This is a genomic window from Vibrio japonicus (assembly GCF_024582835.1).
Taxonomy (GTDB): domain Bacteria; phylum Pseudomonadota; class Gammaproteobacteria; order Enterobacterales; family Vibrionaceae; genus Vibrio; species Vibrio japonicus.
Genome location: NZ_CP102097.1, coordinates 828921 through 841899, shown reverse-complemented (window position 1 = coordinate 841899; position 12979 = coordinate 828921). Strand labels below are relative to the sequence as shown.

Genomic DNA, 12979 nt, shown 5'->3' with positions numbered 1-12979 from the left:
TATCAGTTAGTTGATATCACTTCGGTGTTCTCATCGGTCATCTTCGTGAATGGACGAAGGGTGACGACATAAAGGGGATACACTGATGTCCATATAAGGAAACAGCGGTAACTGGCTAATCAAATCCTGTAGTTCCGCGTTATCTTTTACATCGAAAATACTGACGTTGGCGTAGCTGCCTGCTACTCGCCACAAATGTCGCCATTTACCTGATTGCTGAAGTTGTTGCGCGTAAGCTTTCTCTTTCGCTTTTATTTCGGCGACCGTATCTTCCGGCAGGGAATGTGGGATTTTTACCGTCATTTCAACTTTGAATAACATAAGGGTTTACTCCTGTGGGTTAGCTTCGGCGGTAATACGCGAATTTGTCTTCATCGATCTCGATACCTAGGCCTGGACCAGTCGGTAAATCGACCCCGTTGTGATGGAAATTCAGCGGAGTGGTCACGATGTCATCCTTCATCAGCAACGGACCAAACATCTCCGTTCCCCAATGCAAGGTTTCTAGTGTTGACCAGGCGTGTAACGAGGCAGCTGTGCCAATCGTGCCTTCCAAGAGTGTGCCGCCGTATAAACCGATACCTGCCGCTTGAGCAACGTACGCTTGTTGCAAGGCTTGGATTGGACCGCCTGCTTTAGCGATTTTTAACGCGACTGAGCCTGCAAATCCGGCCTTGGCCAGGTGATACATATCTTTCGAATCAGCAACTGATTCATCGGCCAGAATCGGTAGGGAAAACTTCTGAGACAAGCGAACCAAAGCATCAAAGTCTTTCATTGGTGTTGGCTGTTCGACCAAGTCGACTCCTGCATCGCTAAACTTTGCCATGGCAATCCCGGCGCTGGATTCATCCCAGGCTTGGTTTACATCGACACGAATGCTGGCCGAGTCACCTAAGGCCTGCTTGATTGCAATGACGTGGTTAACATCATCTTTTAACGCGCCAGAACCGATTTTTAACTTGAAGTCACAGTGGCGCTGAGCGTCTATTAAACTTAATGCTTCATCGATATCTTGATTGGTATTACCGCTGGCTAAAGTCCAAAGAACTGGAAGGTGTTGATGGACAGCGCCTCCAAGCAACTCAGACACTGGGAGATTTAAGCGCTTACCTTGTAAATCCAACAATGCGGTCTCTATTGCTGACTTCGCTAGGTTGTTACCGCGAATGGCAGAATTCAGCCTTACCTTTAAAGTATTGATGTTGTGCGATTGCTCACCAATAAGGTGTGGGGCAAAATAGGTATCAATGGTCAGTTTTACACTTTCAGGGCTTTCCGCTCCATAAGCCAAACCACCAATTGTGGTTGCCTCTCCGATCCCCTCAAATCCATCGGAATCTTTAATCCGAACAATCACCATGGTTTGCACTCCCATGGTTGTTACAGAAAGCTTGTGCGGACGAATTGTTGGGATATCAATCAGACTCGTTTCGATGGAGTAAATAGTTGCTGACATGTGATCTCCAGATGGTTTTCATTAAATAACATGTAAATGACATGTAAATCATTTGTGCTTTAAAGGTTATATAGCTTAGCCTGTTGCTACAAATATCAAATAAGTACCAAGCAATACCCTGGAGGTATGATGGAGTTAAGACACTTGCGATACTTTGTCGCGGTCGCTGAGGAAGGGAATCTCACCAGAGCTGCAGAAAAGCTCTGTATTGCCCAGCCCCCGCTGACTAGACAAATCAAACAACTGGAAGAAATGGTGGGCGTACCACTGTTTATTCGTAAGCCCCGAGGGTTAGAGCTGACGGATGGCGGCGCCTACTTTTTAGTGCATGCGAAACAAATCCTCGACAAAGTGATGGTCACCATTGAGGGAACTCAGCAAATTGCTAAAAAGCGCAAAACGTTGTTCTCTATCGGTTTTGTTCCTTCAGTGTTTTACGGCCAATTGCCCTTAATGGTCAGACGGCTGAGAAAAAACAAAAACTTAGAAATTGTCTTGCATGAGTTAAAAACCCAAGAGCAAATAGAAGCGCTGAAAACAGGGAAAATTGATATCGGATTCGGCCGACTTCGTATCGATGATCCTGATGTTGAACAAGAATTACTCTTTGAAGAACCGCTGCTAGCGGCCATTCCAAGCGGCCACGAATTAGGAACGCATAGCCCTTCCCTCAAAGAGTTATCCGAATTTCCTATGATCACATTTCCAACCGGACCGGGTGCCCACTTTTCTGATTTTATTCAGGGCGTATTTTACAACCGTGGCTTAAAGAGCAACGTTAGCCAGCAAGTTAACGACCTACAAACGGCACTCTCTTTGGTTGCTTCTGAGATGGGATATACATTGGTGCCGGAGCAAGTCCATAAGCTCAGACGAGAAGGGATTGAGTACGTCAAACTTCAAGATACCAGCATCACCACACAAGTGCTCGCTTCTCGCCGCCGAGGCGACAATGCCAATGCTGTTATGCGACTCGTCAACACGATCTTGGAAGAGTTGGTTGAAAACCGCAGAACAGGCCGATACTCCTAGCCCTTGAATGGGTTAGAGTACCTTTTCCTTATTGATCATAAGTTTATGTGGCTTCAATGCCACTTTCTACGCATTCCTCCCCACAAATAATCCCTGTTTGAAACAACTCAATTCCCCCTGCATTAGCCAGGTGCGTCCAGTCATCATTTGTGCGATATACGCACCAAACAAATAATATTCGAACTTTTTTGCCTTCCCCTCTTGACGGTGGGCGATAATTTGAGCAAACATTATGTACGAATAGAGAATATTTGGTGCGTATATCGCACATTTCATGTGAGACACATAATCAGTAAGGAGACATTGTGATGGCTGAGTTCCTTTCTCTTAAAGAAGCGATAAGCAAACATATTTTTCACGGCGACACTGTCGCGATGGAAGGTTTTACCCACCTCATTCCGTTCGCAGCGGGACATGAAATCATCCGTCAGGAAAAAAGGGATTTAACGTTAATTCGTATGACGCCTGATTTGGTTTATGACCAGTTAATTGGCGCTGGATGTGTGAAAAAGTTGATCTTTTCTTGGGGAGGTAATCCAGGGGTAGGATCGTTACACCGACTACGAGACGCTGTAGAAAAAGGCTGGCCACATCAATTGGAAATCCTTGAACACAGCCATGCGGCAATGGCATGCGCTTATGAAGCTGGAGCCTCTGGTTTACCTCTTGCAGTGTTGCGTGGCTATGTCGGTAGCGACCTCCCAAAAGTGAATGAACAGATCAAATTTATTACCTGCCCGTTTAGCAATGAGCAGTTGGCTGCCGTACCTTCTATTAGACCAGACGTCACCGTCATTCACGCTCAAAAAGCCGATAAAAAAGGGAATGTGCTGATCGAAGGCATACTCGGTGTACAAAAAGAGGCTGTCCTAGCCGCCAAACGCAGCATTGTCACTGTGGAAGAAATCGTCGATGAACTGGATGCTTCAGTTAACGCTTGCGTTCTGCCTTCTTGGGCAATCACTGCTATTTCACACGTTCCTTTAGGTGCAAAACCTTCATATGCCTTGGGCTACTATGAGCGTGACAACAGCTTCTACAAACAATGGGATGGCATATCACGTGATCGCACAAGCTTCCAAGCTTGGGTACAGGAAAACATCTTCGAACAGGGAGAAGCATAATGAGTTTTGAATACACATCTTCAGAAATGATGAGCATCACCGCTGCTCGAGCTCTAACGGATAACATGACTTGTTTTGTCGGCATCGGTCTGCCAAGTGAAGCCGCGAACCTTGCCCGACTGACTCATGCGCCAAATATTACCCTTATTTATGAATCAGGCACGTTACAGACCAAACCCAACGTGTTGCCGTTGTCTATAGGTGACGGTGAACTGTGTCATTCAGCGTTGAGTACTGTGTCAGTGCCAGAAATGTTTCGTTACTGGTTACAAGGTGGACACATCAGCGTAGGTTTTTTAGGTACGGCACAAATCGATCGCTTTGCCAACCTAAACACAACGCTAGTTGGTGATTACCGTGAGCCAAAAGTTCGCCTACCAGGCGGTGGCGGCGCACCAGAAATTGCGACGAATGCAAAAGAAGTCTTCATTACTGTTAAGCATTCAAAACGTACCTTTGTGAAAGATGTTGATTTCATCACTACCGTTGGATTCGGCCGTGATGGTAAGGCAAGAGACAATGTTCCTAATCTGGGCAAAGGCCCGACTGTTGTCATCACTGACTTATGTATCCTTCGCCCTGATCCTTCAACCAAGGAATTGGTCGTGGTGTCGCTACACCCTGGTGTGACACGCGAGGACGTGATCGACGCAACCGGTTGGGATATTCAATTTTCAGATAATCTTGAAACCACGCCAGAACCAAGTGACCTTGAACTAAAAGTGTTACGCGAGCTGAAAGAAAGAACGCAGCGTCAACATGCTAACCAAGAGTGAGAAATGCTATGACTACTGTTTATCTTTGTAACCCGCGTCGTTCCGCTATCGGTCGTTTCGGTGGCACATTATCGAGTGTTCGCCCTGATGATCTTGCAGCCCAAGTTTTTAAAGCTGTCTTAGAACAAGCACCCAACCTGGATCCTGCAGCCATCGATGAGGTCATCATGGGCTCGGCTAACCAAGCAGGCGAAGACAACCGAAATGTTGCACGTATGTCGTCTCTGTTAGCCGGCTTACCGACATCCGTTCCAGGTACCACAATTAACCGACTATGTGGATCAGGCATGGACGCGGTCGGTACTGCTTTTCGCGCTATCAAAGCGGGTGAGATGGATTTGGTACTGGCTGGTGGTGTGGAATCAATGTCACGAGCACCTTATGTTATGGGGAAAGCCGACAGCCCGTTCTCACGAAACCAAAAAATTGAAGACACCACGATTGGTTGGCGCTTCGTTAACCCATTAATGAAAGAATTATACGGTGTCGACTCCATGCCTGAGACGGCGGAAAATGTCGCTGAAACCTATAATGTTTCACGTGAAGATCAGGATCGTTTTGCTTTTCTGTCACAGCAAAAAGTCCAAAAAGCACAGGCTGAACAGATTTTTGCACAAGAGATCGTGCCAATCGTTATTCCGCGCAAACGACAAGAACCGTTGATATTCGATACCGATGAACACCCACGACCAAGCACGTTGGAAAAGCTCGCTTCGCTGCCAGCCCCATTCAGAGAAGGCGGGAGTGTAACCGCAGGCAATGCCTCGGGTGTAAATGACGGTGCAGCGGCGATGCTCGTTGCCAATGAGGAATCGGTCAATCAACATGGCCTAACGCCGGTAGCCAAAATATTGGGGATGGCAACAGCGGGCGTGGAACCTAGAGTGATGGGCATTGGCCCAGTGCCAGCGGTGAAAAAATTGCTGGAGAAGCACAGAATAAGCATTCAAGATATAGATGTTATCGAACTGAATGAAGCATTTGCAGCTCAAGGGCTAGCAGTGTTGAGAGAGTTAGGCGTTGCCGACGACGACCCTAGAGTTAACCCGAATGGCGGCGCGATTGCTTTGGGCCATCCTCTAGGCATGTCAGGTGCTCGTTTACTGATGACAGCCGCATACCAATTACAACGAACGGGTGGACGTTACGCCCTATGTACTATGTGTGTTGGCGTTGGACAAGGTATCGCGACACTTATCGAACGAGCTTAAGCAAGGAGATCGCATGGGTTTTATGAGCTATCAAGGTCGCGCTATCTGCTACCATAGCCATGGAGAAGAAGGGAAACCGCTACTGATATTGGCGCACCCTCTTGGCATGAATCAAACCGTCTGGGAAGGGGTTTTGCCTTACCTCATCCCTAGCTTTAAAGTCGTGACTTGGGATCTTCCCGGTCATGGAAAAAGTGAGGCTCTGGCTGAAGATGCGACAGAAATCATGCCTGATGACTTGGCAGGAGAAGTGCTTGCGCTGGCCGACCAAGTCGGGGAAGAGCGTTTTCATTTTGTCGGTACATCCATTGGTGGCGTTATTGGGCAGCAGCTACTGATCAACCACAGTGACCGCTTAATTTCAGCGGTGCTGACCAATACAGGCGCAGTGATCGGAACCCCAGAAAACTGGCAGACTCGCTCCACAGATGTACTCGACAAAGGGCTAGGCTTGATGGCGGAGCAAATTGTGCCGCGTTGGTTCGGTCAACTGGCTTGCCGACAACAGCCAGGCCTGATTGACGCATGGAAACACAAGCTCGCTGAGTGCGATAACCGCAGTTATGCGCTACTGTGTGAAATGCTCGGACAAACCGATTTTCGTCAGAAACCGTTGAACAAAGAAGTGCAGTTAGTCTTAGTCGGAGGCTCGGATGATGTAGCCACCCCTCCTCAGTCGCTTCAACAACTGGCTGACCTAAGCAACGCGGATGCACCTATTATTCTCGATGGTATCGGTCACGTCCCATCGGTAGAAGATCCTGTGTTGTTTAGCAAAATACTCCTAACAAACATGTATTAATTTGAAATATGCAGGCATCGCCGCAATGACGGTGATGCCTGCTTTTTCATGGATACAACAACCATTTTTCCTTCTTTACAGACATTGATTGTCTTTTTCTACAGTGCGATAATCGCACAATTATTCGGTGTTGGATGTATTAAAATGGAACATGGCACTTCTGATAAAGATTTTCTGACTACGTTCGCTAAAGGACTCAACGTAATCCGTTCATTCGAGCCTAATTCGATGAGTATGACTCTCACAGAGGTAGCAAAAAAGAACGACCTATCCAGAGCATCGGCAAGGCGCTTCTTACTGACCATGCTAAAACTCGGCTACGTTGAAACCGACGGCAATAGGTTCTCTCTGACCGCGAAAGTTCTTGAGCTAGGATACTCTTACCTCTCCACACTGGATGTAGGCGGTACAGTATCTACACAGTTGGAACTGCTCACCCAACAGCTTGGAGAGTCTAGTTCGGCCGCCGTACTCGAGGGCGAAAACATCGTTTATATCGCTCGGATCCCCGTCCGCCCTCTTATGGCTTTCAACTTACAGATCGGTGCCAGACTTCCGGCGTACGCAACGTCGATGGGACGAGTGCTGCTGTCTGCACTACCAGAAGTCGAATTGGACCAATTGCTCGAGCAGTCGAATCTTGTAAAGTTGACACCGTATACGCTGACGTCGCACAGTGATCTCAAGGCAGAGATTGCCAATGTCCGTGAGCAGGGGTACGCCATCAATGACCAGGAACTTGAGCTAGGCCTACGTTCCGTAGCTGTCCCTGTGTTTAACCGCAATGGTAAACTCAGACTGACCTTGAACGTCAGCTGCCACTCCAGCAAAACCTCGGTAGAACGGATGATCAATGAATTTGTTCCCGCCTTACAGGAAACAGCTCAGCGCATCTCAATGTCCTTGCCCTAGTTCATCTATCGCAACCTGCGCTTAATTAACTAAAAGCAGGTATGTGATGCGAGAGAAGATAAGAATAAAAGGACGGGTTAGAGCTTATTCCATGGGGTTAAGTTGCAGCGTCGCGCCATAAAGATGTAATACAAGCACATCAACAATGCGTAAGCGCTTGTACCCAGCATCACCTCATTCGCCAACGTTAAGTAGGTGTCCGTCGGTGGGTCGTAGCGGAAAATCACACTAAAGGCGAAGAACAACACAAAGAACTCGGCACTTAACACCAAGAAGTTGCGCCAAATAGGCTCGTAATAGGAAGGGCGAACCTGAATGCCCAGCTTACGCAAGAATCGGTGGGAGAAAGCATGGTGGCTTGAAGAACGAATCCCCGCGCGTTCCAGTTCATCCACCGCTTTGTCTAACTTAGTTTCGTAGCTCATAACTATTTTTCTATCAATAAAAGTGGCAGTCTACTGCAAACGTTGCAAAACAGTTTCGAGTTAATTCAAACTTTTACGCCACCTTTCACGACAAAGTCGTATCCAATTGTTACTAATTCTCCGCTCAAATCTGCAAAGCACCGCGTGCTATCTATAATTAACTTAATATAAAAGGTGGTAAGAGGAAGGCCACATGAACACTCTCATTCTTTACGCACTGCTGCTTTCTACGCCCTCGCCGACTGTCGATGCTGCTGCGCTTCCGTTGAAATGCCATTTACTCAATACCGCCGATAATTTTTGGTTTTACAAGGAACAGATGGTCTACAAGAGCCACCAATTTGCCATTTTCCAGAATTTTGTCGGCCGTACGGTCACGCAGGTGGATCTTAAAAGCAGCGAACTGATCCGCACTACGTACATTGGCGATCCCTACGATCCCAAATATCAGATCTTAATGGGCCGCTGTACCGATACCAGCCACGTACTGAAAATGTGGGAAGTGAGCGACAGCCCGTAACCCCACCATTTCTCAATTAACCTCGCCTTTTCACTTTGCATTTGGACAACACCACTTCCCTTAGTGGTGAAGGCTGAGCTTTGTATTCACCCAGCCATGATGTCTGTTTTTATTTGAAGATCACATTTCTATAACATTTTACCCACAAGATGATTTTTGTACTTAGAATAAAAACTCAGCTTCTACATCAACCAAGGAAGAATTATGGAAAGCTTGCTGAAAGGGTTTCCGGTGATTACCGAAATCCCTGTTGCATGGGGTGAAATGGATGCCCTGCAACACGTAAATAACGTGGTTTATTTTCGCTATTTTGAAACCGCGAGACTGGAGTATTTCAGTGCGATCAATCTGCTAGTAAACCTCGCTGACAGCCACATTGGTCCAGTCTTGAGCGAAACGACTTGTCGCTACAAATTGCCGATCACTTACCCAGACACACTACTCGTCGGCTCTAAAGTGACGGATATTCAAGAAGACCGCTTCACGATGGAATACTGTATCGTCAGCAAAAAACTTGGCAAAGTGAGCACTGTTGGCAAAGCAACAGGCGTCATGTTTGATTTCAAAAACAACCGCAAAGCGACGCTGCCAGAATCCATCAAAAACTCTATTCTTGAATTAGAAGCGCAAGCAGAATAATCAAGTTGTTGGCACCTGCTTTATCTCCACTGACAGGTGCCAAGTCGAACCACTCTTATTCCAGTTCCTTATTCCATTCGATACGCTTCACCCACACCGCACTCAAGGAAGATCGTGAGCTCCCCCGAGTGATTTATTTAGCAATACACATAGGACTACTGGCAATCGGGTCATTGATGACCACGGCATCAAGGTCGAATACCTCTTGCAGTAGCTGTTCAGTAAACACATCTTCAGGTGAGCCCTGTGCCATTAACTGGCCTTTTTTGAGCACCACCAAATGGTCACAATAGCGGCATGCTTGGTTTAAATCATGCAGCACCACAATCACGGTTTTACCTTGCTCGTTCATTGTTCGCATCAGCTCCATCAGTTCGATTTGATGAGACAGGTCGAGGTAGGTTGTCGGTTCATCCAGCATCACAATCTCGGTGTCCTGCGCCAGTACCATAGCGATCCACGCGCGCTGCCTTTGTCCGCCAGACAGAGATTCAACATTCTGCTCAGCGAGATCCAATACGCCAGTTTCCGTCATGGCTTGCTCGACAATCGCTTTGTCAGCTTGGGATAGCCGCCCCCAATGCGACACATACGGCGAGCGGCCATATTCGACCAACTTTCTCACCGTAATCCCTTCAGGGCTGACCAATACCTGTGGAAGCAGTGAAAGCTGCTGAGCGAGAATTTTATCTTTAATTTTGCCGAGCGGGGTCTGCTCGACAAAAATCTCACCCGATTTCGGTTTGTTGATGCGCGATAGCGTTTTCAGCAGCGTCGATTTACCGCAGCCGTTGGGACCAATCAAGGCGGTGACTTTGCCTTTGGGAATCGTCACCGACAAATTCTCTATGATAGTAGTATCGCCATACGCGACGGAGAGTTGCTGTGTCGTGATCATGACCAACCCTTATAACGTTGAAGTAAAAAAATAAAATAAGGAGCACCAATCAGAGAAGTTAATACCCCAGCCGGAAGCTCAACCGGTGGCTGGATTCCGCGAGCGAGCATATCGGAAAGCAGCACTAATAATGCGCCGATCATCGACGATCCGGGCAGCAACAACTTATGATTGTGTCCAAATAGCATGCGAGCCAAATGTGGTGCGAGTAAACCAACAAAACTGATCGTGCCACACACAGACACACTCACGCTTGCCAGTACAACAGCGCACACTAACGCCATAAGCTGGATTTTATTGGGAGAGATACCGAGTGAACCCGCCACTTCTTCTCCCAATCCCATAATGTCCAAACGCCACGCCAACCAGAACGCAAGCGGAACTAACAACGCAAGTGTCCACCAGATAAACGGCACTTGATCCCAGTTTCTGCCCCATAAACTGCCAGTGAGCCAAACCATGGCGGTGTTGATTTCGATGGGATTGACGATCATTAAGAAGTCAATGCCGCTGGCGAGAAACGCGCTAATCGCGATGCCAATCAAGGCCAACCTCGCGGGAGTAGGATTGGAAAAATAGGCCAACGCCATAATCATTGCGGCGGCAAACAGTCCTCCAAGCATTGCGCTCACTGGCAACATATACAGCGGGGCATTAGGCAAATAGACCAACAACGCGGTCGCGGCAAGCCCTGCGCCAGCACTGATCCCCATCAGATCAGGGGAAGCCAGCGGATTACGAATTATTCCTTGCACCAAAGCGCCAGACAGTCCCAAGCCCGCGCCAACGCCAAGCGCCAGTACTAAGCGAGGAAGTCGATACTGGTTGATGATGAAATCGAACTCGCTGGCAGAAAACAGTGCCTGACGTACCTGAGCAACGCTCAAATCAACCGCGCCAATAAACAAGCTGGCGACACCAAGAAGCAGCAACAAAGTAAACATCGCAACTAAACGAGAATTGAGCGTCATAATTTGCTCCTTACCGCGAGGAGAATAAAGCACGGAGTGCCTAGTAATGCGGTAATCACGCCGACGGGGGTTTCACTAGGAAAGGCAATCGCTCGGGAAAATCCGTCAGCCCACACCAATAACGCTGCACCGCATAAAGCACTAGCAGGAATCAACAACAAAAAGTTACTGCCGACCAACTTACGTGCGATGTGCGGAATCAACAAACCAACAAAGCCGATTGGTCCAGCCACAGCAACGCTAGACGCAGTCAGAAGTACAATCGCAACACAAGCTAAGGCGCGTGTTCGGCTGAGGTTTAAACCCAGCCCCGTTGCCACATCATCCCCGAGTGCGAGTAAGTTGAGCGATTTGGCGATACTCATCGCGAGCCCTAGCCCCAGTAAGCTGACAGGCCATAATTGATGCCATTGCTGCCAACCGATGTTAGCCACCGTACCCGATAACCAATAGATCACGCTGTACGCCATATCATCGGCCATAATCACCGAGGCGCGCGTCACACCAATCAGCAGCGCATTGACCGCGATACCGGCCAAGACTAACTTAAGTGGATGCGGCCTAGGGGAGAAAAAACCGCCCAGTATCATCACCAATCCGCCACTCAGTACCCCGCCCAAAGCGGCGACAATCACGCCGGGGATGTGAGCAAAAAATGCAAAGCCGACACTGGCCAACGCCATAAAGCACGCCGCACCCGCGTTAATGCCCAACACGGAAGGTGACGCCAAAGGGTTACGAGTAAGCCCCTGCATCAATACGCCTGCGACGGCGAGGTTCGCGCCGATCACCAGACTGGCATACACACGAGGTGCTCGCAGGGTAGCAAGAATTTGCTGCTCCATACTGCTGGTATCAAATGAAGATAGGTAACCCACTAGATGAGGAAAAGAGAGAGTAAAGCTAGACCAAGCAAGCATAGAAAAGCAAAAGCCGGCAATTGGAATGCCGGCGAGAAATGCCCAAGTCGTTGGTCGCGAAATTGCACGTATCATTATTAGTCAGAATCGTTAGTTAGTCAGAATCGTTACTTAGTCAGAAGAGTTAATTAGCCAGGATTTCCTCTAGATTTTTCGCGATGCCTTCCGCTGCTAGCATGCCACGGTTGAGTGACCACAGCTCTGGGGCCACCTCAACCAAGCGCGAACTTTGGCTGACTTTCAGCATCTTAAATAACGGATTTTTCTGCCATTCATCAACCACCGTTTGCTCAGAGTACGCGCCTATTAATAACCAATCGGGATTCACTTTCAGCAGTTGCTCAAAACTGGTTGGCAGGTACGCTTTTTCGGTTTGCTCCGGAATCGGACTATTGAGGCCAAGCTGGGTAATCACACCACCTGCATAAGACGCTGGACCGTGCATCCACATGCCTTTATCGGTGATCACCGCAAACTGAATAGTGTCTTGGTTGGAAAAGTGCGTTTTGTATTCCGCCATCACCGCCTTGTGTTTGGCGATACGAGCTTGCATCTCTTGCTCTTTGTTTACTGCAATACCAACTAACGCGGCCGATTCAAGGTTCTCGGCATAAGTCTCGCCTCGGCTTTTCAGCAATAGCGTTGGCGCAATACGAGATAAATCTTGGTACACCGCTGTATGGCGCTCAGCATCCGCGATAATCAGATCGGGTTTCAAATCTGCAATCACTTCAAGGCTTGGCTGAGAGCGCATGCCAACCGAAGTCCAAGGCTGAATCGCCGCACGCACCGATGGAATAACGCGCTCATTGTTTTTGTCATCCGCCACGCCAACAGGTGAAACGCCCACTGCCGCTAACGCATCAATAAATGAGAACTCCAATGCAACGATGCGTTGTGGTGTACCCGAGATAGTAAACGTACCCTGCTCGTCTTGAATCGTACGATCATCTGCTGAAGCAAGAGGAGTAAAAAAGAGAGGGACGACGAAAAACAGCTTTGCAAGCAATCCTTTGAGCATGACAGATATCCAATATCAAAATTAATTGCGTGAATACTATGCAATATTAAAATGATAATCAATCTCAAAATCATATTCAAAACGATTAGTTGATAACGCTCTCGCTACGAAAGATTCACTCTTGGCTCATCACTCTGGGTCTCCTTCTTTATGTGGTTATACATACCTCACAAGAGGTGTATCCAAGCTGTTTTGATAATTATCAATAAAGCGAAGTGATATGGCGCTTATATTAACCAACTAACCCCATTTACTTAACCAGACAGGGA

Annotated in this window: 15 protein-coding genes; 8 read left to right on the top strand and 7 right to left on the bottom strand. The window is 47.9% G+C overall.

Annotated elements, in window-relative coordinates:
* Window positions 1-30 precede the first annotated feature (30 nt).
* Both catC and NP165_RS16950 read right to left on the bottom strand, forming a co-directional pair.
* The gene (gene catC, locus NP165_RS16955) at window positions 31-321 is read right to left on the bottom strand and encodes a muconolactone Delta-isomerase (protein ID WP_257085712.1); all 291 of its coding nucleotides are present in this window, start codon (window positions 319-321) and stop codon (window positions 31-33) included.
* 19 nt (window positions 322-340) lie between these two features.
* Entirely contained in the window at window positions 341-1459 is a 1119-nt protein-coding gene (locus NP165_RS16950) for a muconate/chloromuconate family cycloisomerase (RefSeq protein ID WP_257085711.1), read from the bottom strand.
* A gap of 126 nt (window positions 1460-1585) precedes the next feature.
* Between NP165_RS16950 and NP165_RS16945 the strand changes: the two genes are divergently transcribed.
* The 6 genes from NP165_RS16945 to NP165_RS16920 all read left to right on the top strand — a co-directional run bounded on the left by NP165_RS16945 (window position 1586) and on the right by NP165_RS16920 (window position 7316).
* On the top strand, window positions 1586-2491 hold the full coding sequence (locus NP165_RS16945; protein WP_257085710.1) for a LysR family transcriptional regulator: 906 nt from the start codon (window positions 1586-1588) through the stop codon (window positions 2489-2491).
* Window positions 2492-2799: 308 nt separating this feature from the next.
* The gene (locus NP165_RS16940) at window positions 2800-3615 is read left to right on the top strand and encodes a CoA transferase subunit A (RefSeq protein ID WP_257085709.1); all 816 of its coding nucleotides are present in this window, start codon (window positions 2800-2802) and stop codon (window positions 3613-3615) included.
* Window positions 3615-4391, top strand: coding sequence for a CoA-transferase subunit beta (locus NP165_RS16935; RefSeq protein WP_257085708.1), 777 nt, complete (start codon window positions 3615-3617; stop codon window positions 4389-4391). The genes NP165_RS16940 and NP165_RS16935 overlap by 1 nt, the downstream gene beginning before the upstream one ends.
* 8 nt (window positions 4392-4399) lie before the next feature.
* On the top strand, window positions 4400-5602 hold the full coding sequence (pcaF, locus tag NP165_RS16930; RefSeq protein ID WP_257085707.1) for a 3-oxoadipyl-CoA thiolase: 1203 nt from the start codon (window positions 4400-4402) through the stop codon (window positions 5600-5602).
* Window positions 5603-5615: 13 nt separating this feature from the next.
* The gene (locus tag NP165_RS16925) at window positions 5616-6404 is read left to right on the top strand and encodes an alpha/beta fold hydrolase (RefSeq protein ID WP_257085706.1); all 789 of its coding nucleotides are present in this window, start codon (window positions 5616-5618) and stop codon (window positions 6402-6404) included.
* Between the two features lie 144 nt (window positions 6405-6548).
* On the top strand, window positions 6549-7316 hold the full coding sequence (locus NP165_RS16920) for an IclR family transcriptional regulator domain-containing protein (RefSeq protein WP_257085705.1): 768 nt from the start codon (window positions 6549-6551) through the stop codon (window positions 7314-7316).
* A gap of 77 nt (window positions 7317-7393) precedes the next feature.
* Here the strand turns inward: NP165_RS16920 and NP165_RS16915 are convergent, their stop codons facing one another.
* On the bottom strand, window positions 7394-7741 hold the full coding sequence (locus tag NP165_RS16915; RefSeq protein WP_257085704.1) for a DUF6404 family protein: 348 nt from the start codon (window positions 7739-7741) through the stop codon (window positions 7394-7396).
* Window positions 7742-7934: 193 nt separating this feature from the next.
* Here NP165_RS16915 and NP165_RS16910 point away from each other — a divergent pair, with 193 nt between their 5' ends.
* Window positions 7935-8261, top strand: a complete 327-nt coding sequence (locus NP165_RS16910) for a hypothetical protein (RefSeq protein WP_257085703.1) — start codon at window positions 7935-7937, stop codon at window positions 8259-8261.
* 204 nt (window positions 8262-8465) lie between these two features.
* Window positions 8466-8900, top strand: a complete 435-nt coding sequence (locus tag NP165_RS16905) for an acyl-CoA thioesterase (protein ID WP_257085702.1) — start codon at window positions 8466-8468, stop codon at window positions 8898-8900.
* A gap of 133 nt (window positions 8901-9033) precedes the next feature.
* Here NP165_RS16905 and fecE read toward each other — a convergent pair whose 3' ends face one another.
* From fecE to NP165_RS16885, 4 genes are read right to left on the bottom strand one after another with little or no spacing between them, the layout of a single operon-like run.
* Window positions 9034-9798, bottom strand: coding sequence for a Fe(3+) dicitrate ABC transporter ATP-binding protein FecE (gene fecE, locus NP165_RS16900; RefSeq protein ID WP_257085701.1), 765 nt, complete (start codon window positions 9796-9798; stop codon window positions 9034-9036).
* Window positions 9795-10769 (bottom strand): iron chelate uptake ABC transporter family permease subunit, encoded by a 975-nt coding sequence (locus NP165_RS16895; protein ID WP_257085700.1) that lies wholly within the window; start codon window positions 10767-10769, stop codon window positions 9795-9797. Before NP165_RS16895 ends, fecE begins: the two co-directional genes overlap by 4 nt.
* On the bottom strand, window positions 10766-11764 hold the full coding sequence (locus NP165_RS16890) for a FecCD family ABC transporter permease (RefSeq protein WP_257085699.1): 999 nt from the start codon (window positions 11762-11764) through the stop codon (window positions 10766-10768). The genes NP165_RS16895 and NP165_RS16890 overlap by 4 nt, the downstream gene beginning before the upstream one ends.
* Window positions 11765-11813: 49 nt before the next feature.
* Window positions 11814-12710 (bottom strand): Fe(3+) dicitrate ABC transporter substrate-binding protein, encoded by an 897-nt coding sequence (locus NP165_RS16885; RefSeq protein WP_257085698.1) that lies wholly within the window; start codon window positions 12708-12710, stop codon window positions 11814-11816.
* Window positions 12711-12979: the final 269 nt, after the last annotated feature.